Annotated in this window: 23 protein-coding genes and 3 tRNA genes; 5 read left to right on the top strand and 21 right to left on the bottom strand. The window is 59.9% G+C overall.

Translation table 11 applies throughout. The features are described 5' to 3' along the window. Window positions 1–17: 17 nt before the first annotated feature. Together gcvA and ABLV12_RS01245 are read right to left on the bottom strand one after the other, a co-directional pair. Window positions 18–935 (bottom strand): glycine cleavage system transcriptional regulator GcvA, encoded by a 918-nt coding sequence (gene gcvA / locus ABLV12_RS01250; protein ID WP_004114967.1) that lies wholly within the window; start codon window positions 933–935, stop codon window positions 18–20. 353 nt (window positions 936–1288) lie between these two features. After that, window positions 1289–1513 (bottom strand): YgdI/YgdR family lipoprotein, encoded by a 225-nt coding sequence (locus tag ABLV12_RS01245; protein WP_024274638.1) that lies wholly within the window; start codon window positions 1511–1513, stop codon window positions 1289–1291. 198 nt (window positions 1514–1711) lie between these two features. On the opposite strand from ABLV12_RS01245, the gene csdA reads away from it, so the two are divergent. Together csdA and csdE are read left to right on the top strand one after the other, a co-directional pair. Continuing rightward, window positions 1712–2917 carry a cysteine desulfurase CsdA gene (gene csdA, locus ABLV12_RS01240; RefSeq protein WP_004105078.1) on the top strand — a complete coding sequence of 402 codons (1206 nt, stop codon included), beginning with the start codon at window positions 1712–1714 and terminating at the stop codon, window positions 2915–2917. Then, window positions 2917–3354, top strand: coding sequence for a cysteine desulfurase sulfur acceptor subunit CsdE (gene csdE, locus ABLV12_RS01235; RefSeq protein WP_348866729.1), 438 nt, complete (start codon window positions 2917–2919; stop codon window positions 3352–3354). Before csdA ends, csdE begins: the two co-directional genes overlap by 1 nt. 140 nt (window positions 3355–3494) lie before the next feature. Here the strand turns inward: csdE and tcdA are convergent, their stop codons facing one another. Both tcdA and mltA read right to left on the bottom strand, forming a co-directional pair. Next, a complete protein-coding gene (tcdA, locus tag ABLV12_RS01230) occupies window positions 3495–4304 on the bottom strand; it encodes a tRNA cyclic N6-threonylcarbamoyladenosine(37) synthase TcdA (protein WP_348866728.1) in 810 nt (269 codons plus the stop codon). 165 nt (window positions 4305–4469) lie between these two features. After that, window positions 4470–5567, bottom strand: coding sequence for a murein transglycosylase A (gene mltA / locus ABLV12_RS01225; RefSeq protein WP_004105083.1), 1098 nt, complete (start codon window positions 5565–5567; stop codon window positions 4470–4472). Window positions 5568–5778: 211 nt separating this feature from the next. Here mltA and ABLV12_RS01220 point away from each other — a divergent pair. From ABLV12_RS01220 to ABLV12_RS01210, 3 genes are all read left to right on the top strand, one after another. Further along, window positions 5779–5855: transfer RNA gene (locus ABLV12_RS01220), tRNA-Met, on the top strand. Window positions 5856–5889: 34 nt separating this feature from the next. Continuing rightward, window positions 5890–5966, top strand: a tRNA-Met gene (locus ABLV12_RS01215). A 34-nt stretch (window positions 5967–6000) separates the two neighbouring features. After that, window positions 6001–6077 (top strand) — tRNA-Met (locus ABLV12_RS01210). Between the two features lie 97 nt (window positions 6078–6174). On the opposite strand, the gene cobT is transcribed toward ABLV12_RS01210, so the two are convergent. The 17 genes from cobT to ABLV12_RS01125 form a co-directional block, all read right to left on the bottom strand. Further along, on the bottom strand, window positions 6175–7230 hold the full coding sequence (gene cobT, locus ABLV12_RS01205; protein WP_004105084.1) for a nicotinate-nucleotide--dimethylbenzimidazole phosphoribosyltransferase: 1056 nt from the start codon (window positions 7228–7230) through the stop codon (window positions 6175–6177). Between the two features lie 74 nt (window positions 7231–7304). Then, complete coding sequence (cobU, locus tag ABLV12_RS01200; RefSeq protein WP_004105085.1) at window positions 7305–7850, bottom strand: bifunctional adenosylcobinamide kinase/adenosylcobinamide-phosphate guanylyltransferase; 546 nt, start codon at window positions 7848–7850, stop codon at window positions 7305–7307. After that, a complete protein-coding gene (locus ABLV12_RS01195; RefSeq protein WP_016809885.1) occupies window positions 7844–9367 on the bottom strand; it encodes a cobyric acid synthase in 1524 nt (507 codons plus the stop codon). The genes cobU and ABLV12_RS01195 overlap by 7 nt, the downstream gene beginning before the upstream one ends. Further along, window positions 9364–10179 (bottom strand): energy-coupling factor ABC transporter ATP-binding protein, encoded by an 816-nt coding sequence (locus ABLV12_RS01190; RefSeq protein ID WP_004105088.1) that lies wholly within the window; start codon window positions 10177–10179, stop codon window positions 9364–9366. The genes ABLV12_RS01195 and ABLV12_RS01190 overlap by 4 nt, the downstream gene beginning before the upstream one ends. A gap of 8 nt (window positions 10180–10187) precedes the next feature. Continuing rightward, window positions 10188–10865: an energy-coupling factor ABC transporter transmembrane protein gene (locus ABLV12_RS01185; protein WP_064397395.1), complete on the bottom strand. Its 678-nt coding sequence runs from the start codon at window positions 10863–10865 to the stop codon at window positions 10188–10190. Further along, window positions 10852–11133 carry an energy-coupling factor ABC transporter substrate-binding protein gene (locus ABLV12_RS01180; RefSeq protein ID WP_004105092.1) on the bottom strand — a complete coding sequence of 94 codons (282 nt, stop codon included), beginning with the start codon at window positions 11131–11133 and terminating at the stop codon, window positions 10852–10854. The genes ABLV12_RS01185 and ABLV12_RS01180 overlap by 14 nt, the downstream gene beginning before the upstream one ends. A gap of 1 nt (window position 11134) precedes the next feature. Next, on the bottom strand, window positions 11135–11872 hold the full coding sequence (cbiM, locus tag ABLV12_RS01175; RefSeq protein ID WP_004105094.1) for a cobalt ECF transporter S component CbiM: 738 nt from the start codon (window positions 11870–11872) through the stop codon (window positions 11135–11137). Continuing rightward, the gene (locus ABLV12_RS01170; RefSeq protein ID WP_004105097.1) at window positions 11869–12582 is read right to left on the bottom strand and encodes a cobalt-factor II C(20)-methyltransferase; all 714 of its coding nucleotides are present in this window, start codon (window positions 12580–12582) and stop codon (window positions 11869–11871) included. The genes cbiM and ABLV12_RS01170 overlap by 4 nt, the downstream gene beginning before the upstream one ends. Then, a complete protein-coding gene (locus tag ABLV12_RS01165) occupies window positions 12579–13373 on the bottom strand; it encodes a sirohydrochlorin cobaltochelatase (RefSeq protein WP_004105099.1) in 795 nt (264 codons plus the stop codon). The genes ABLV12_RS01170 and ABLV12_RS01165 overlap by 4 nt, the downstream gene beginning before the upstream one ends. Before the next feature lie 10 nt (window positions 13374–13383). Continuing rightward, on the bottom strand, window positions 13384–14169 hold the full coding sequence (locus ABLV12_RS01160) for a cobalt-precorrin-6A reductase (RefSeq protein WP_064397393.1): 786 nt from the start codon (window positions 14167–14169) through the stop codon (window positions 13384–13386). After that, window positions 14166–14891, bottom strand: a complete 726-nt coding sequence (locus tag ABLV12_RS01155; RefSeq protein ID WP_004105101.1) for a precorrin-3B C(17)-methyltransferase — start codon at window positions 14889–14891, stop codon at window positions 14166–14168. The genes ABLV12_RS01160 and ABLV12_RS01155 overlap by 4 nt, the downstream gene beginning before the upstream one ends. Continuing rightward, window positions 14891–15946 carry a cobalt-precorrin 5A hydrolase gene (gene cbiG / locus ABLV12_RS01150; RefSeq protein ID WP_004114992.1) on the bottom strand — a complete coding sequence of 352 codons (1056 nt, stop codon included), beginning with the start codon at window positions 15944–15946 and terminating at the stop codon, window positions 14891–14893. Before cbiG ends, ABLV12_RS01155 begins: the two co-directional genes overlap by 1 nt. Beyond that, window positions 15927–16700, bottom strand: coding sequence for a cobalt-precorrin-4 methyltransferase (locus ABLV12_RS01145; protein WP_004114994.1), 774 nt, complete (start codon window positions 16698–16700; stop codon window positions 15927–15929). Before ABLV12_RS01145 ends, cbiG begins: the two co-directional genes overlap by 20 nt. Further along, window positions 16693–17262, bottom strand: a complete 570-nt coding sequence (locus tag ABLV12_RS01140) for a decarboxylating cobalt-precorrin-6B (C(15))-methyltransferase (RefSeq protein ID WP_348866727.1) — start codon at window positions 17260–17262, stop codon at window positions 16693–16695. Before ABLV12_RS01140 ends, ABLV12_RS01145 begins: the two co-directional genes overlap by 8 nt. Further along, the gene (locus ABLV12_RS01135; protein ID WP_004114996.1) at window positions 17252–17857 is read right to left on the bottom strand and encodes a cobalt-precorrin-7 (C(5))-methyltransferase; all 606 of its coding nucleotides are present in this window, start codon (window positions 17855–17857) and stop codon (window positions 17252–17254) included. The genes ABLV12_RS01140 and ABLV12_RS01135 overlap by 11 nt, the downstream gene beginning before the upstream one ends. Continuing rightward, the gene (gene cbiD / locus ABLV12_RS01130) at window positions 17851–18990 is read right to left on the bottom strand and encodes a cobalt-precorrin-5B (C(1))-methyltransferase CbiD (protein WP_023330004.1); all 1140 of its coding nucleotides are present in this window, start codon (window positions 18988–18990) and stop codon (window positions 17851–17853) included. Before cbiD ends, ABLV12_RS01135 begins: the two co-directional genes overlap by 7 nt. Next, complete coding sequence (locus ABLV12_RS01125) at window positions 18987–19619, bottom strand: cobalt-precorrin-8 methylmutase (protein WP_004105109.1); 633 nt, start codon at window positions 19617–19619, stop codon at window positions 18987–18989. Before ABLV12_RS01125 ends, cbiD begins: the two co-directional genes overlap by 4 nt. Window positions 19620–19624 lie beyond the last annotated feature (5 nt).

Raw genomic sequence — 19624 nt, 5'->3', positions numbered from 1 at the left:
GTTTACCCTACGATGATTTATTGTTCATAACGAAAGCGAAATTTTTCTTGTTCATTAGCCGCTTTTGCCAGAATCCACTGGCGGAAGGCGGCTATTTTACCCAGTTCTGCCTGACTGTCATGACAAACGAGATAAAACGCATTCTTACTGACCAGAACATCATTAAACGGGCAGACCAGTCGGCCTGCCTCAATCTCGGACTGCGCCATCACATTGTTGGCCAGCGCGACCCCCTGTCCATGGATTGCCGCCTGCAGCACCATTGCGCTGTGGCTAAAAATAGGTCCCTGTTGAACATTGATATGGTTTAGACCCAGCTGACGGGTATAAGTTTGCCAGTCGCGGCGGGAAGCGTCGTGCAGCAGGGTATGTTGCGCCAGATCGGCAGGCGTTTTCAACGCTTTATCGCCGGTAAGTAAAAGCGGGGAACATACCGGAAGCAGATATTCGGCGTACAGTTTTTCCACGCGCAGCCCCGGCCAGTTGCCGCGGCCATAAAAAATTGCCACGTCGACATCGTCGGCCAGCTTATCTTCCTGGCGGTCTACCGCCTGGATTCTGACATCGATTCCCGGATAAGCTGAATTAAAGCTTGTCAGCCTCGGCACCAGCCACTGGATGGCAAAACTGGGGAGCATACTGACGGTTAAGGCCCCTTTTGCGCTTCGGGCCTGAAGCTTGCGGGTCGCTTCGGTGAGCTGCGAAAAAATCTCTTTGATATCCTGAAAATAGCTCTGCCCCTCCTCCGTTAAAAGAAGAGAACGATTGCGTCGACGGAACAGCTTGAGGCCGAGGAAATCCTCCAGGGACTTGATTTGGTGGCTGACTGCGGCCTGCGTCACAAAAAGCTCATCGGCGGCGCGAGTGAAGCTAAGGTGGCGGGCGGCTGCATCAAAAACACGTAATGCATTCAGAGGTGGCAAACGCTTGGACATAGTTATTCTGGCTTAGATGTTAAGGCAATTTAACAAATAGGAAACAACAGTTAACCTATTAGTTTTTTTTATCTGAGCTATTATAATTTGTCCGTTGAGCTTCTACCAGCAAATACCTATAGTGGCGGCACTTCCTGAGCCGGAACGAAGAGCTTTTTTTGGAATGCGTGTTCCAACAAGCTTTTGGCTTACGGTTGTGATGTTGTGTTGTTGTGTTTGCAATTGGTCCGGGTTTGCGGACCATGGTAGCGAAGCTACCCCTTTTCACTTCCTGTACATTTACCCTGTCTGTCCATAGTGATTTAATGTAGCACCGCACTGCGCGGTGCTTTTTTTTGCCTGCTATACCTGAATCAGTTATCCAGCTCGCCCAGCTGTTTGACGTCAGAACGGTTAATCTGCTGCTTGTTACCCCAGGCATCTTTGTACGAAATCATGCCAGTATCATTGTCCGTTTGCGGTTTACCGTCGGTAACGATAGTGCGCCCATCGTTAGTGTGCATCACGTAGTTAGAGGAACAGGCGCTCAGGCCAAAGGTCAGCACACAGGCAGAAATAATGGCGGCAGTCTTATTCATTTTCATCTTTCTCTCCTTACGACTATTTATACTGTTTATGATTCGTTCTGTACCAGGTTAAAACACAAACCCAACACTATTTAGCATAACCATCTTTCACGCCGGCGAATTCATATTCAGAAAATTCCAGTAGTTAGCAGAAAACTTGTATCACCCGCTGATTTGCGCGACGATCCTGGTATCGATACGAGGAGTCTCATGAACGCATTCAACCCCGCCCAATTTCGCGCTCAGTTTCCGGCGCTGGCCGACGCTGGCGTCTATCTTGATAGCGCAGCGACGGCGCTCAAGCCGCTGGCGGTCATTGAGGCCAGCGATCAGTTCTATCGCCTCAGCGGCGGTAACGTCCACCGTAGCCAGTTTGCTGCCGCCCGGCAGCTAACCGACCGCTATGAAAACGCGCGCGAACGCGTGGCGGCGCTGCTCAACGCCCCTTCCGGCCAGGATATCGTCTGGACGCGCGGCACCACTGAAGCCATTAACATGGTGGCGCAATGCTACGTGCGCCCGCGCCTGAAGCCCGGCGATGAGATTATCGTCAGCGAAGCGGAACATCATGCCAATCTGGTGCCGTGGTTAATGGTTGCAGAGCAAACCGGCGCGAGGATAGTGAAGCTACCGATCGCTCCCGATCGCCTGCCGGACGTGGCCGCGCTTGGCGCGCTCATCACGCCGCGCAGCCGGGTGCTGGCGATTGGCCAGATGTCCAACGTCACCGGCGGTTGTCCGGATTTGGCACAGGCGATTCGCCTGGCCCACGATGCCGGGATGGTGGTAATGGTCGACGGCGCGCAGGGGGCGGTGCATTTCCCGGCGGACGTTCAGACGCTGGATATCGACTTTTATGCTTTTTCGGGCCATAAGCTCTACGGGCCGACCGGCATCGGCGCGCTGTATGGCAAAAGCGAACGGCTGGCGAAAATGTCGCCGTGGCTCGGCGGCGGTAAAATGATCGCCGAAGTCACTTTCGACGGCTTTAAAACCCAGCCCGCGCCCTGGCGCTTCGAAGCGGGAACGCCCAATATCGCCGGGGTGATTGGCCTGAGCGCAGCGCTGGAGTGGCTGGACGAGACGGATATCGCACAGGCGGAAAACTGGAGCCGTGGGCTGGCGACGCTGGCGGAAGAGGAGCTGGCGAAACGTCCGGGATTCCGTTCGTTCCGCTGCCAGGACGCCAGCCTGCTGGCGTTTGATTTTGACGGCGTTCACCATAGCGATATGGTGACGCTGCTGGCGGAATCGGGGATTGCGCTGCGCGCCGGTCAGCACTGCGCTCAGCCGCTGCTGGCGGCGCTTGGCGTCAGCGGTACCCTGCGGGCCTCATTCGCGCCTTATAACACGCAGGACGATGTTTACGCGCTGGTGCACGCCGTGGACCGCGCTCTGGAAATACTGGTGGATTAATGACGACTTCTCACCCTTTTGGTACCCGCGTCACCGAAGCGACCCTTCTCCAGACGTTTACCCCGCTCAGCCAGTGGGAGGATAAATACCGCCAGCTAATTTTACTGGGTAAGCAGCTCCCTGCGCTGCCGGACGACCTCAAAGCGCGGGCCAAAGAGATTGCCGGTTGTGAAAACCGCGTCTGGCTGGGACACTTCATTGACGTCGACGGCAAGCTGCATTTCTTCGGCGATAGCGAAGGCCGTATCGTACGCGGCATGCTGGCGGTGCTGTTGACCGCCATTGAAGGCAAAAGCGCCGCTGATCTGCTGGCGCAGGATCCGCAGGCGCTATTTGATGCGCTGGGGCTGCGCGGCCAGCTGAGCGCCTCGCGCAGCCAGGGGCTCAACGCCCTGAGTGAGGCGGTGCTCGCCGCCGCCCGCGAGGTTGAGGTTTAAGCTCATCCCGGGGGCGGCGCTTGACGCGCCTTGCCGGGCTACGGGTTCGTGCCGTTTTGTCGCCCGGCCAGGTGCGCAGCACCGCCTCCGGGGAATTGTCTTGTAGACCGGGTAAGGCGCCTGCGCCGCGACCCGGGAATTTACGCCGTCTGCCGCTCCGCCTTCGCCAGCATTTTCTTCAGCGCATGGGAGACGGCGACAAAGCCAAAGGTTGCGGTTACCATCGTCGCGGCGCCAAACCCGGATGCGCAATCCATTCGCTTCGGCCCCTCAGCGGTGCTTTTCATCGCACAAACGCTGCCGTCCGCCTGCGGATAAACCAGCGCTTCGGTGGAAAACACACAATCCACGTTGAGCTTACCTTTGCTGTTCTTCACCACCCCAAACTGGCTCTTCAAACGCTCACGCAGCTTTGCCGCCAGCGGATCCTGGATGGTTTTCGCCAGATCGGCGACCTGGATTTGCGTCGGATCGATTTGTCCGCCCGCGCCGCCGGTGGTGACCAGCGGCACCTTATGGCGACGACAGTAAGCGATTAACGCCGCTTTCGGGCGCACGCTGTCGATGGCATCGATCACATAGCTAAAGCCAACGCCCAGATACTCGGCGACGTTTTCCGGCGTGATAAAATCGTCCACCACCGTCACCCGGCACTCGGGGTTAATCAGGCGAATGCGTTCCGCCATCACCTCGGCTTTCGCCAGACCTACGTTGCCGCCAAGGGCGTGGATCTGGCGATTGGTGTTGGTCACGCAGACATCATCCATATCGATGAGGGTAATCGCGCCAATTCCGGTTCTCGCCAGCGCTTCCGCCGCCCATGAGCCTACGCCGCCGATGCCGACCACGCAGACGTGCGCGTCGGCAAAACATTGCAGCGCCTTTTCACCATATAAACGCGCCGTGCCGCCAAAGCGCTGGCGCCAGGCATCGCTAATTACAACAGACATATAACCTCAAAATAAGTGGACATTCCCGGGTCGCGAGGCAAGGGCCTTACCCGGGCAACAAAATCAGCCGTCGCTCCGGGAAATATTCCCGGATTACGTCGTCAATGGCTTATCCAGGCGACCGTAGCCCCGGTAAGCGCAGCGCGACCGGGGAAAATGTGAGCACTAGCCGCTAAAGACGTTGCCTGCGCCCGGGGCGTTTTTCAGCACCCATACGCGGCCATAGTGGTTATACCAGCCGGCACGGTGCCCGGCATCCGGGCCAATGCCCTGGTAAATATCGAAGTGCTGGCCTTTAATCGCCCCGCCAACATCAAGTGCCACCATTAAACGCAGCTCGTACTGGCCGTTAAACTTACCGTTATTATCCAGCAGCGGCACCTCCGCCAGCAGCGTGGTGCCTGCAGGAACAATGGAACGGTCGGAGGCCACCGACGCGCGACCGATCAGCGGCACCGCGCTGGCGCCTTTCACCGGCGCGAAGGACTGCGGTTTAAAGAAGACGAACGACGGGTTCTGCTCCAGCAGCTCGCGGACTTCCGCCTCGCTGTGCTTTTCGCCCCATTCGCGAATTGCCTGCATCGACATATCTTCGCGCTTTACTTCCCCGCGGTCGATCAGCACTTTACCGATGCTGTAATAGGGCCAGCCGTTTTTCCCGGCATAGCTAAAGAAGTTCAGCGGCGAGCCGTCGCCAAAATCAATGTAGCCGCTGCCCTGCACGTCCATGATGAAGTTATCCATCAGCGAGTTGCTGTAGGCCAGGATGTAGTTGTCGCTCAGAGCCCCGGCGTAGATGCTGGCGCGGGACGGCAGCTTGCCGCGCTTCGGCGGCATCCGGTAAATCGGATACTGGAACTCGCCCTGGCGAGTATGGCGCGCCTGAACCACGGGCGTGTAGTAGCCGGTAAACTGGACGTTACCGTAGTTATCCGTTCCCTGCATCTGCCAGGCGTCGATACCAAACTGGCTCAGCGTACGGGTATCGCCGCCGGAACGCAGCCACTCCTGAACCGCATTGTAGACGTTGCTCTGGCTGGTATAGAGGCGCGGAGAGGCGCTACGAATCTGTCTCACCTGCTCGGAGAAATCGCCGGCGTTGATCGGCGAACCTACCGCATCAGGTTGGTTAACCAATGAAAACGGCTGGGTGAGTTTACCTTCATTATACTGCTGACCGCGATCGGTCGGTTTTGAGGAACAGGCGGCCAGCATTGCCAGCATTGCGCCTGTTACTGCATATTTTGCCCAACGTCCTTTCATGGTATCTCTTCTTTATGCTGCTAAGCCCGGGTGCGTGATGAAGATAACAAACCCCCAGGGCTAATGAAATGCGCTTAGGTACCGCAAAGGCAATTTTGCGCAAAAAATAGGCTGGAAGTGATTCTATATGCACCATTTTTTACAAAATTGATGATTTCTGCCAAAAAGGGTTGCATCAAAACGTTAGCGGAGTATAGTGCGCTTCCACGGACGCGGGGTGGAGCAGCCTGGTAGCTCGTCGGGCTCATAACCCGAAGGTCGTCGGTTCAAATCCGGCCCCCGCAACCAATCAAAATTTAAGACAATATAAGCAGTACGGTGACGCGGGGTGGAGCAGCCTGGTAGCTCGTCGGGCTCATAACCCGAAGGTCGTCGGTTCAAATCCGGCCCCCGCAACCAATCAAAATTTAAGACAATATAAGCAGTACGGTGACGCGGGGTGGAGCAGCCTGGTAGCTCGTCGGGCTCATAACCCGAAGGTCGTCGGTTCAAATCCGGCCCCCGCAACCAACATCATAAACACCCTCAAGGGTGTTTTTTTGTTTCTGCGATTCGCAAAATCTTATACCTGATTCAGGGAACGGCTAAGCGCCGCTCCCTCACCTTCTCAGCCCTTCGGCAACACAATATTGCTCGCCGCCAGCATCCCCATTTCGTGATACATCGCGCAGGCCGCTTCAACGATCGGCATCGCCAGCGCCGCGCCGCTGCCTTCGCCCAAACGCATTCCCATATTCAGATAGGGCTCCAGCTCGAGATGCATCAGCGCCGTACGCGCCCCCTTCTCCGCCGAATAGTGCGACGGGATAAGATAGGGTTTCACCTGCGGCGCAATTCGGCACGCCGCCAGCGCCGCTGCGTAGGAGAGGAAGCCATCGAGCACCACCGGCAGACCGCAGGAGGCCGCGCCCAGCATCACACCCGTCATCCCCAATAAATCAAAACCGCCCACTTTTGCCAGCACGTCCAGACCATCATGCGGATCGGGGCGGTTAACGGCGATGGCCCGTCGTACCACCTCAACTTTATTGCCGACCTTCGCCAACGGCAGATTAGCGCCAATTCCCACCACCTCCTGGGCATCGCTGCCGGTCAGGACGCTGACGATTGCCGCCGCCGGGGTGGTATTGGCCATTCCGAGCTCCCCGACGCCAAACAGCGTGACGCCATCCTCCGCCAGCCCCCGGGTATAGCGCATCACCTCCAGCAGCAGCTCTTCCGCCTGGCTGCGGCGCATTGCCGGACCAACGGCGATATTGCCGCAGCCGCGCGCCACGCGCATGTTGATGACGCCCGGTATCAGCTCGGCATCGATTCCAACATCAATCACGTGCACCTTCGCGCCCGCCTGCGCCGCCAGTACGCAAACGCCGGTTTTGCCCAGCGTCATATTCGCCGCCTGAATTGCGGTCACCGCTTTTGGCGAAATGGCGACCCCTTCGTCCCACACGCCGTGGTCGGCGCACATCACCAGCAGCGCCTTTTTTTTCACCTGCGGCACGCCTTCAAGACCGGGCATACCCGCCAGCTGCACGGCAAGATCTTCAAGGCGTCCAAGGCTTCCGGGCGGTTTCAGCAGACCATCAATATGAAGTCGGGCGCGCGCCATCGCGTTTTCATCAGGCGCAGGGATCGCGCCCAGTAGAGAGGTTAAGCTTTGCATAGAGGTTCTCGTCTTGTTGGCTGACTCATAGCAGAGCCAGCAGGAAGAATAACGCCCGTTACGGCGCGCCTGGCCTATTTGATTTTTACGCCAATGCCCGACACCACCAGCCACACCTCGTCTGCCGCCGCCGCAAGGCGCTGGTTGACGCGTCCGGCGATATCGCGGAAATGGCGGGCAAGACGGTTCTCCGGCACAATCCCCATCCCTACCTCGTTGGTCACCAGCACCACGCGGGCCGGGCAGCGCTGGCAGGCGGCAATCAGTACCGCGATTTCGGCGTCTATCGCCCGCTCCATCGCCGCATAATCCCAGCCGTCCGGCGAGCTGTCGCCCCCCAGCGCAAACAGCAGGTTGGTCACCATGGTGGTGATGCATTCCAGCAAAATCGCCTCCTCTGGGGCGATATCCGGGGTGATCAGCTCATCAAGCTGCTGCCAGCGCTCGGCGGTGCGCCAGTGCGCGGGCCTGCCGTCGCGGTGGTGCTGGATCCTCGCCGCCATCTCGTCATCAAAGACCTGCGAGGTGGCGATATACAGTACCTGCGGCGCATGGGCGATCAGCGCTTCGGCATGGCGGCTTTTACCGCTGCGCGCCCCGCCGGTCACTAAAGTCAGCATACGGGCTCCTGATGTTGGCGCATGATGGCGTAGATTTTTTCGATATCAATATGCTGACGCATCGTATCCGCCAGCAGATCGAACTGGCGCGATTTATACTGCGCATACTCGAAATCGCTATCCAGCGCCGCCAGCCCTTTACGCTGGCGCAGGCCGTTAACCAGCGCGCGGGTAAATGCATCGCTATCGAACAGGCCGTGCAGATAGGTGCCAAACGCCAGGCCGTCATCGCTGACCGCGCCGTCCGCCACGCTCAGGCTGCCTTTATGTAATTGCATCAGCGAACGGCAGCCGTCGCGCAGCTCGGTTTCGCCCATATGAATTTCGTAGCCGCTTACGGTCAGCCCCGCCGTCGCCGCCAGCCACGCCGGCAGCGCTGTTGCCAGGGTCGCCGTTACCTGGGTCGTCGTCTTGCTTTGCGCAAAGTGGGTGACGGTATTTAGCAACCCCAGCCCCGGCTGCGTGCCAAGCCCCGACTCTACCTCATCGATAATGGTTTCGCCGAGCATCTGATAGCCACCGCAGATCCCCAGCACCGGTACGCCCTGACGCCGGGCCTGCAGTACCGCATGCGCCATGCCGCTCTCGCGCAGCCAGCCCAGGTCGCCGAGCGTATTTTTACTGCCCGGCAGGATCACCATATCCACGCCCGCCAGCTCCTGCGGCTGGCGAACATAGCGGACGCGGACGTCCGGCTGCGCCGCCAGCGCGTTGAAATCGGTAAAATTGGAGATGTGCGGCACCTGAATCACGGCAATCTCAATATCGCGCCTGTCGGTGCGCAGATATTTCCCTTTTTGCAGCGCGACGCCGTCCTCATCTTCAAGATCGACGTCCAGCCACGGCATGACGCCGAGCACCGGGACGCCGGTGAGCGTTTCTATCTGCTCGATCCCGGAATACAGCAGCGCCACGTCGCCGCGAAATTTATTAATAATCACGCCCTTGACCCGCGCGCGCTCGCGATCGTGCAGCAGCGCGAGCGTGCCGTAGATAGAGGCGAATACGCCGCCGCGATCGATATCCGCCACGAGGATCACCGGGCACTGGGCCATCTCGGCCATGCCCATATTGACGATGTCGCGATCGCGCAGATTGATCTCCGCCGGACTTCCTGCCCCTTCCAGCACCAGCACATCATGTTCGGCGGCCAGGCTGTTATAAACCGCGAGGATCTGTTCCCGCAGGCGCGGTTTATATTCGTGATAGCTCACCGCGTCCATATCGGTCGCCACCTTGCCCATCAGCACCACCTGCGCTTTGCGGTCGCTGGTTGGCTTAAGCAGCACCGGGTTCATGCGCACATCCGGGATAATACCCGCCGCTTCGGCCTGGAAAATCTGCGCGCGGCCCATCTCTTTGCCATCCGGCGTGATACCGGAATTAAGCGCCATATTCTGCGATTTAAACGGCGCGGTGCGCTGCCCGTCCTGATAAAAGATGCGGCACAGCCCCGCGACCAGCACGCTTTTGCCGACGTCAGAAGCGGTGCCCTGTAACATAATTGCCAGCGTCATGACGCCTCCTTCATCGCGTTGCTTCGCATCCGCGTAAAAAATTCTTCTTCAGTTTTACACAACGGCAGCCCGAGCTGCGCGTGCAGTTTCACCAGCCACGGCTGGGTGAGCCCGGCCTGGGCCATCAGTTCGCTGCGGGCAAACACCTCCCCGGGTTCGCCGTGCGCCAGCACTTCGCCGCGGCGTAACACGTAAACCGCATCGCTGATTTCATAGATCAGATCGATATCGTGGCTGGAGATCGCCACGTGGTTGCCCCGATCGGCAATACGCTTAATGATGTCGATCATCTGCGCGCGTCCCGAAGGATCGAGACCCGCCGTCGGCTCGTCGAGCAGTAAATAGCGCGCCTGCAGCACCAGCGCGCCGGCTATCGCCACGCGCTTTTTCTGCCCGTGGCTCAGGCACTGAATCGGCTGGTGACGAAACCCCTGGGCATCGACGAGAGTCAGGGCATCGTCCACCCGGCGGGCAATTTCCTCTTCCGCTACGCCCAGGTTCCGCAGGCTAAAGGCGATATCGCTGTCGATATCGGTATAGAAAATCTGCTGGTCCGGGTCCTGGAAAACGGTCGCCACCTGCTGACGCAGCGCCAGCAGGCCGCGCTTGCTGTAGTCCAGCGGTTTTCCTTGCCATAGCACCGCCCCGCTCTGCGGGCGCAGCAGACCGCTCAGGTTCATAAACAGCGTGGATTTTCCGCAGCCGTTCGCCCCTACCAGTCCGGTCACGGCGTGATGGGAAAAATCCAGCGTCAGCCCCTTCAGCACCGGCTCGTCCTGATAGCGAAACCAGAGATCGGTCGTGGCAAGCATACTTATCCTTAAAGGTGAAAATCACCCTGATACAGTTTGATATCCAGCGTGGTGCTCATCTGCTGGTAGCGAATCATCACCCGGGTAAACAGCAGTCCTACCAGCATCGCCAGCGAATGATAGCCCTTCGGCACGCTACGGTAGCCAAAACGTAATGTTTGCGCACGGTGAATCGCCAGCGCTTCGTCTAAAAGAATAAAAATAAAACGCCAGGTCAGCAGGATTTGCTCGGTCAGCAGCCGCGGTACCCGTCCGCGCTTGAGCAGCAAAATAAGCTGCGGGAACGGCAGATTCAGCACCAGCCAGAAGGTGGACGCCAGCGCCGCCAGGCTGCGCCAGAAGGTCTGATTGGCGGTCGTCAACCCCTCCGACGTCATGCCCAGCCAGACGCTGCCCAGCGGTAGGCTCACCAGCAGATCCTGCGGATTGCGGCTAACGCTGAACAGAATGGTCAGCACACCGATCAGCAGGAAGCCAAACGGCAGCGCCATCCAACGGCACCAGCGCCACGGCGAGACCCGCAGCAGCCAGCAGGTTAAGGCGGCAATCAGTGCCATTTCGATACCCTGCCCCAACGGAGGCAGGGTAAAAGCCAGCACCATCAGCAGCAGCCAGAACAGGAACTTGCGCTCCGGTGCGACGTGAAACCAGCGGCTCTGATAGCTGAGTCGGTCAAACCCGGTCATCACGGCGCTGTCTGCCTTTGCTGTAGCCCAGAATATAGAAAATTACCGCCGCGCCGAGAGAGCCCTGGAGCGTAAACAGCAGGCTCTCAATTTCTCCGCTAGCCGGTTCGTACAGCGGCTGGAACCACGGCTCATAATGCGGCGCGACCACCTGAATCTGGCTCTCCGCCTCGCCGTCTGAACCGCCGAATTCGCCGCCGTGATCGACAAAGAACGGCAGGATCACCAGCGCCACCACCATGGCGAACAATATCAGCGTCTTTTTCATGTTAATGCCCCTGTGCGGTAATCAGCTGACGTTTGGTCAACTGGTCGTAGATCATGACGGTTAACAGCCCTTCAGCAATGGCGATCGGGATCTGCGTCAGGCAGAAGATCCCCATAAACTTGACGATCGATCCGGTCGCGCCGGCGGCGGGATCCGGAAAGGCCACGCCGAGCTGTACGGAGGTGACAAAGTAGGTCACCAGATCCGCCAGCATCGCGCAGAGAAACACCCCGACGTCACGGCGAATGCCCGCGCGGCAGGCCATTTTCCACACCATATAGCCGACCACCGGCCCGATGACCGCCATCGACATCCCGTTCGCGCCGAGCGTCGTCAGCCCGCCGTGCGCCAGCAGCAGCGCCTGGAACAGCAGTACGATGGCGCCAAGGATCGCCACCACGCCAGGCCCGAAGAGAATCACCGCCAGGCCGACGCCGGTCGGGTGGGAACAGCTGCCGGTTACGGAAGGAATTTTCAGCGCCGAGAGGACAAAAATAAACGCCCCGCACAGCGCCAGCAGCACCTTCTGATTGTTATCTTCCTGCACAATGCGGCGCAGGCGCACCAGCCCGTACCACAGGCAGGGTAAAAACAGCAGCCACCATGCCAGGGCCCACATCGGCGGTAAAAACCCCTCCATGATGTGCATCGCGAAAGCCTTTTCGGGAACCACTATCAGCAATAGCGCCGCAGCTAACCCGCTGAAAGACAGCTGTTTTAGCTGTTGTTCAAGTTTCATTCTGCATACTCCCACTGTTTATTGACCAGAATGGTCGAGAAATAGGGCAGCGGCTGGTCGTCGCTGACGTCATTGAGATGGCGCCAGCACTGCTCGCCCGGCAGCGTGGCTTCAGACATCATCAGCGCGGCATCCAGCAGACCGTTTTTCGCCAGCAGCGCTTTGATGCGGGGAAACCGCCCGTACACTTTCATCAGCACCAGGCTTTCATGCTGGCGCAGCGCCTGCTCGATTTCCGTTTCCGGCGCGGTGCAGGAGATCACCGCCAGCGATTGCTGCTCCATGGCCAGCGGCGTTTTTGAACGCGCGGCAATGGCGGCAAAAGAGGTGACGCCGGGAACAATCTCCAGCCACTCCGGGCAGCCGATACGCTGGAGTAAGAACACCCAGGTGCTGAACAGCATGGCGTCGCCGAGGGTAATAAAGCCGACCTGCTTGCCCGCTTCCACTTCCTGAACCAGCGCGGCGGCAACCTCATCCCACACCGCCTCTTTTTCCGCGCTGTCGGCGCTCATCGGGAAATGGCAGCAGCGTACTTCGGTCCGTTCGCCGATATACTCGCGCACGATGGAGAGCGCGAGGCTGTCGCCGCCTTTACGTCCGGCGGGCGCGTAGAGAATGTCCAGCGTGCCCAGCACCCGCGCCGCGCGCACGGTGATCAGGTCGGCGGCGCCAGGGCCGGTACTTAAGGCATATAGTTTGCCGCTCATGCCGCCTCCTCCATTGCCAGGCTCAGCGCCTGCTGCAGGTGAGCGACGAACATTGCGCGCACCGCCGGATTCTCTCCCAGCCCGTTCAGCCAGGGTGTCGCCGTGATACCGGCGGCGTTGAACAGCGTTTTCCAGGAGTCCTCTTCGTCCGAGGCCATATCGTTAATGGCGTGATCGCCGGCCACCAGCATCAGCGGCATCAGGTGTACGCCCTTCACCCCCTGCTGGCGCAGGCTATCGATAAGAATATCGACTTCCGGATAGCTCTCGACCGCGCCGACCCGCGCCGGAAATCCCTTCGCCGTCATCATATGATCCAGACAGGCGTAGGCGGCGAAAGCGTGATGGCTGGCGCCGTGGCCCATAAAGACCACCGTTTCATCGGCGGCAAGCGGCGGCATCTGCTGGCGCAGCGCCTGCATCAGCTGGACATAATCGTTATGGCTGCTCAGCAGCGGCGCCCCCAGCGTCAGGCGGAGGAACAGCGGGCGCAGGCTTTGCACTTCGCGGACGATCTTTTCATACTCATCGCCGTTGATAATGTGCAGCGACTGAATCGCCACATCCTGGTAGCCCTGCTCGGCCAGCTTCTGCAATGCCTGCAGCGGCGTATCAATCTCGATACCGTCGCGCTGTTTGAGCTTGCGGATAATCATCCCGGAGGTGAAGGCGCGAAACGTGTCGCGGTCCGGACAGCTGGCCGCCAGCTCGCGCTCGCAGGCGACGATGTTCTTTTCACAGGTGTCGGGATAGCTGGTGCCAAAACTGACCACCAGAAGCGCTTTTTTCATTTCTGACTCCTTAAGCAGCGGCCAGCCAGCGCGATAAGCGCCGGGCAAAGGCAGCCTGACTTTCCAGTAACTCTTCACCCGTCACCAGCGGCGCCGGGCGCGTAATCACGATGCAGGGGATACCGGCATCCAGACAGGGTTGTACTTTTTCCTGATAGCCGCCTTCGGCCCCGGAGGCTTTGGTGATCACCACGTCGGCCCGGCACTGGCGGTAGAAAGCGGCGTTGAACGCGGCGCTGAACGGCCCGCACAGGGCGAAAATCTCGCCTACGCCAAACCCCAGCGCGGCGCATTGCGCGATGACATCGGCGACCGGCAACACCCGGGCCAGCAGCGTTTTGTCACCTAATCCCACCCGCCAGCGCGCCAGATCTTTACTTCCCGTGGTGAGCAGCACGCGCTGGCCGAAACGCCGCGCCACCTCGCAGGCTTGTTCAATGCTCTCCACGGTATAGAGCAGCGGATGCGTCAGGCCGCTCAGCTGCTCTGGGCGCTGATAGCGGCTCAGCAGCACGCCGGCGGTTTCACAGGCCCGGACGATATTGCGGCTTACCGCTTCGGCGTAGGGGTGCGAAGCATCGATCACCCAGCGGGTCCGGTTAGCCTTCAGCCAGGCAATCATCTCCTCCAGCTCGAGGCGCCCGCAGCGCACCTGGCCGCGAATATCCCCCGCCAGCTGCTGACCGGTGGGCGTCGCCACCGACAGGGTGTAGGGGACCTGCGCCGCGTCAAGCTGCTGACACAGCGCCCTCGCGTCGCTGGTTCCGCCCATCACCAGCACCTCGCCGTGGCTCACAGCACGTAGCCTCGCGGCGTGATCATCAGGCCATCCTGGATATACGTCGCTTTGTTGCCGACGATCACCAGGCTGGTCATATCGACCGGTGCAAAATCCATCTCCCCCAGGGTGGTCAGCCATTTCTCCTGTTTTTTACGTCCGGCGGATTTCACGACTCCCACAGGGGTCTGCGCGCTTTTACTGGCCGACAGCAGCTCAAAGGCGCGCGCCAGATGGCCCTCGCGGCCGCGGCTGCGCGGATTGTAAAAACAGATGACGAAGTCGGCTTCCCCGGCGGCGACAATGCGTTTTTCAATCACCGGCCACGGGGTCAGCAGGTCGCTGAGGCTGATATGGCAGAAGTCGTGCATCAGCGGCGCGCCCAGCAGCGAGGCGGCGGCAATGCTGGCGGTCATCCCCGGGATCAGGCGGACTTCCACATCCAGCTTCTGCTTGCTGACCAGTTCGAGCACCAGTCCGGCCATGCCGTAAATACCGGCATCGCCGCTGCTGATCAGCGCCACGTTATGCCCGGCCTGCGCCAGCTCAATCGCCGCCTGGCAGCGCTCAATCTCTTTGCACATTCCGGTTTTGATCACCTGCTTATCGCCGGTAAAGGCTTTCACCAGGTGCGTGTAGGTCTTATAGCCAACGACGATTTCCGCCGCCTGCAGCGCTTCAATGGCCTCCATGGTCATCATGGACTGCGAGCCAGGGCCGATTCCGATTACGCTTAACATCAGTGTGAAACTCCCAAAGTAATAGTGACGCCCTGTTCGCGCAGGGTTTCGCCTAACAGTTGCCCATGGCTCAGCAGCCAGGCCGCCGGACCGGATACGCTCCCCACGCCGACGGTTTTTCTGACGAACGATGAAGCGGGAAAGTGATGCTCATGCTCGCGCAGGGCATCAGCGGGAAAGGTTTCGAACGGTACGCGACAGCAGGAAGCCAGCTGAATCAGCCCCTGCTCGTGCTTCTTCAACGTGACGCTGCCGATAGCTTTCAGCGCCAGCGGATCCAGGCGCTGCGCCTCAAGCTGGCGCGCCAGCAGCGCCGCTAATAGCGGGAATGGCGTATCGCGGCGGCAGCCAATTCCGGCGACCACCCGCTGCGGCACCAGTTTCCAGTGCGGCACGGCGATCGGCGGCAGTTCGTTGCGCAGCGTGACGCAGACCAGCGCATCCAGCTCGGGAAGCTGGTGCAGATCGGCCACGGTGATAAACCCCCGCCGGTCGCAGTGGCGGACGTCTTCATCCAGCTCTTCGTCCCACCACAGACCGACGCGCTGATGGCTGACCAGCATCTGGTTGACGGTTTTCACCGCCGCGCGGAAGTCGCTCATCCGGGCATTAAGCTGGAATGCCAGCGTATCCAGGGCCGCCAACTCGTTGACGTCGGTGGCGGTGGTGATCACCGGGTCGGCGCCGAGCATCCCGGCCAGATAGCGGCTGAGGGCATTCGCGCCCCCCGCATGGCCGGAAAGCAGGCTAATGACGTGCTGGCCACGTTCGTCGATCACTACCACGGCCGGATCGCTGAACTTATCATTGACCAGCGGGGCCAGCACGCGTACCGCGATCCCGGTGGCGCCGATGAAAATCAGCGCCGAATAGCTGCTGAAGGCCTCGCGCGCGGCGCTGGCAAAACCGTTTTCAAAGGGGAGAAAACCCTCTTCCAGCAGCTTCTCGCTGGTAAAGCAGGTTAACGGCAGCATCGCCGCCAGCCGTTTCGCCAGCCGAACGCCCCCTGGCGTCAGGCAGAAAAGTGCGATTGATTCAGGCTTTACGGTATTCATGGCTAAAGTCCGCCGCGTAGAGTTTTGAGTAGTGATACTCAGAGCCCAGGAAATTCCCGACCAGAATGAGCGCCGTTTTGCGGATCCCCGCCTCGCGTACCTTGTCGCCGATATCCGCCAGCGTACCGCGTACGGTCTGGCTTTCCGGCCAGGTCGCTTTATAGATCACCGCCACCGGCGTGGTTGCCGGATAGCCGCCTTCAATCAGGCGCTCCGCTACCCGGTGAATGCGCTGCACGGAAAGGTAAATCGCCATTGAAGTCTGGTGGCTGGCAAATGATTCAAGCTGCTCGCGCGCCGGCACCGGCGTGCGCCCTTCAAGGCGGGTGATGATCAGGCTCTGGGAGACTTCCGGCACGGTGTACTCGACGCCCAGCTCCGCCGCCGCGCCCAGAAACGCGCTGACGCCCGGCACCACCTGCCAGTCGATACCGCGTTTGGTCAGCTCTTCGCCCTGCTCGCGGACCGAGCCATACAGCGACACGTCCCCGGTCTGTAAACGCACTACCGTTTTCCCGGCTTTAACGCCGGCTTCCATAAGGTCGAGAATTTGCTCCAGATGCAGTTCGGCGCTGTCGTGACACTCGGCGCCGGGCGGACAATACTCCAGCAGCTCGGTGTTTATCAGCGACCCGGCGTAGATCACCACCTGGGCCTGCTGCAGCAAGCGGTAGCCCTTGAGGGTAATTAGCTCACGGTCGCCCGGCCCTGCGCCAACGAACCACACACTACGGGGGTCAAATGTCTCAGCCATGGTTTTCTTCCTTCTGACAGGCGATAACAAAAACGGGATTATTCGGTTTGAAATAGTGGCCGCTGCCCAGCGCGGTCAACGATGAAACGTTCAGCAGCAGGCAATCAATCTGTGTAATCCCCCGCTGCTGCAGATAGTCGAGAGCCGCGTTCAGGTTCTCCTGCAGGATAAAAGTCATCACCAGACGGCCACCGGGATAGAGCTGCTTCCACGACCAGTCAATCAGTTCGTCGAGACGGCCGCCGCTGCCGCCCATAAAAATGGCGTCGGCCCGCTCGGTAATCACCATCGGCGCTTCACCGGGCAGGATCTCAATATTGCCGCAGGTGAAATGCTGGCGATTTTCGTCCAGCAGCCGGAGAGCCGCGGGGTTGCGTTCGATGGCGGTTACCTGCAAAGAGGGATACTGCAGCGCCGCCTCAATCGACACGCTGCCGGTACCGGCGCCGATATCAATCAGGTGGCTTGCCCGGTGCAGTTCAAGTTTGGCCAGCGCCAGCGCGCGAACCGCTTCTTTGGTCATCGGCACCTTCTCGCCGCGCAGAAAAAGCTCATCTTTCATCGAGGATCACCACCGCGTTCATCTCATATTCGGCATCGACCTCACTGACCGGTAGCCAGTGGATCCGCTCGTTATCCATCGCCAGATTTTCGCCAATCACCATCCAGCGATACCCTTTACCCCGCGCCGCCAGCTGGGCGGCGATTTCCCGCGGCCCGCAGCGCCCGTCGGTCACCATCGCCACCTTGCGCTGACGCGCCAGCTCATCAAAACAGACGTCTCGCCCGTGGCTGCTGGTCAGCCAGATATCGTTCATATCGATACCAGCCTTCGCGCAGAGATACTGCACCGCGCTGATGCCGGGAATAATGCGCACGCGATCGATGCCAAAGTGGGCTATCAGCCGCGTGCCGATCCCGTAAAAGAGCGGGTCGCCTGAGGCCAGCACCACCACCTTCTGCGCTGCGCGTTCGCCGAGCCAGACCAGCAGTTCGGCAATATTGGCGCCCAGCGCAAACCGTTCGCCGCGAAATCCGGGGAACTGCTGCAAATGCCGCTTACCGCCTACCAGCGCATCCGCACTGGCGACCGCATCTTGCGCCGCCGGCGTCATCAAATGTAGGCCTGACGGCCCCATGCCAACCACCGTTAACATGACATCTCCCGCGCAATCTCGGCCACCGGGCGATTGCTGCCGAGAACCTTGTTATCAAAGGAGAACATGATGGCGTCGCAGACGGGCGGCGTTTTGGTAAAACGCAGCATCTGCATCACCCGCAGGCAGATGCGTTCAGCAAGATGGTTATAGATAGTCTGAAAACCGTACGCGTCAATGTGCTCCATCGCCGCTTCGGTGGTATCGCATTCGCTCACCAGTTGCAGCAGCGCCAGCGGCGCCCCCAACAGCGCCAGATGCGCGACCAGCGTTTCCATGCGCGCATCGGCGATATGGCTGTGGGTATGGAAGATCCCGGCGGCGACTTTAATCAGCTTGCCGGGATGGCCAATCAGCACAATCTGACGGAACCCGAGGCGGACGGCCTCTTCAATCATGTAGCCGACGAAGTTGCTCATGGTGACCACCACCTGCGAGTCGATGCCCATCTGCTCGCGTACGAAGCGTTCACCGTGGTTGCCCGGCACCAGCACCACCCGCTCCAGCCCCGCCGCGCGCTTAATTTCCAGCTCCAGCGACAGCGAACGCTTCCAGCTCTCTTCCGACATCGGCGTCACGATACCGGTGGTGCCGATAATCGAGATACCACCCAGGATCCCCAGCCGCGAGTTATAGGTTTTCTGCGCCCGCTCCTCGCCCTCCGGGGCGAAAATCTCTACCGTCGCCCCGCGCGACGGGCCTATCGCTTCGCGCACCGCCGACTCAATGGTGTGGCGCGGGGTGCGGTTTATCGCCGGGCTGCCGATAGGCAGGCCGATTCCTTTACGGGTGATGGTGCCGATACCTTCGCCGCCGCGCAGGGTTATCTCGCCGGAGTCGTCGAGCGTCACGCGAGCGAAAATCAGCATGCCGTGGGTGGCATCAACGTCATCGCCGCCGTCTTTACGAATCGCGGCGATCGCCTGCTGCCCTTCGACGTGCGGCGATTCGACGTTAAGACACAGGGTGACGCCGGAAGGAGTCACAATGGAGACCTGATGAATGAGGTGCTGGCGCATCACCATCAGCGCCGCGACCTTTGCCGCCGCCGTCGCGCAGGATCCGGTGGTATAGCCTTTACGCAGCGCCTTACCGTTGTGCCACACCGGGGCGTCGAAGGATTGCTCGCTCATCTCGCCCCCTGTAAGTGGTATAAAATGGCGTTGACGATAGCGGCGGCGACGTTGCTGCCGCCTTTACGACCCAGCGCGGCAATGCCCGGCAGGCCGCTCTGCGTCAGGGCGTCTTTCGACTCCGCCGCGCCGACGAAGCCGACCGGCACGCCAATCACGCCGTTGACCGCGACATCATGCTCCAGCAGACGAAACAGCGCGGTGGGCGCATTGCCGAAAACAAACACCTTCTCGCCCTCTTCGGCAACCGCAATATCGACCGCCGCCATCGAGCGGGTCATCCCCTGCGCTTTGGCCTCCGCCACCACGCGCGGATCGCTGATATAGCAGCGGCACTCGCCGCCGAATTTCGCCAGCAGAGTTTTATTGATCCCGGAAAGGGCCATGGTGGTATCGGTATAAAGCGTGCAGGGCTGGCTCAGGGCGGCGCTTAAGCGAGGAAGCACGTCGGGAGAAAACCACAGGATATCCAGCCAGTCAAAATCGGCGGTGGTGTGGATCACCCGCTTGATAATGGCTTCGTGTAGCGGGCTGGCAAAGCGGTAGTCCGGGCGGGTCTGCGCAATAATGTCGCCAATAATGTCGAAGCTTTTCGCCTCAATCGCCTGCGGTTGCTGGATATAGTGCATTCATT

This window comes from Klebsiella sp. CN_Kp100 (genome assembly GCF_040065315.1).
Taxonomy (GTDB): domain Bacteria; phylum Pseudomonadota; class Gammaproteobacteria; order Enterobacterales; family Enterobacteriaceae; genus Klebsiella; species Klebsiella oxytoca.
This window is presented reverse-complemented; position numbering and strand designations above follow the sequence as displayed.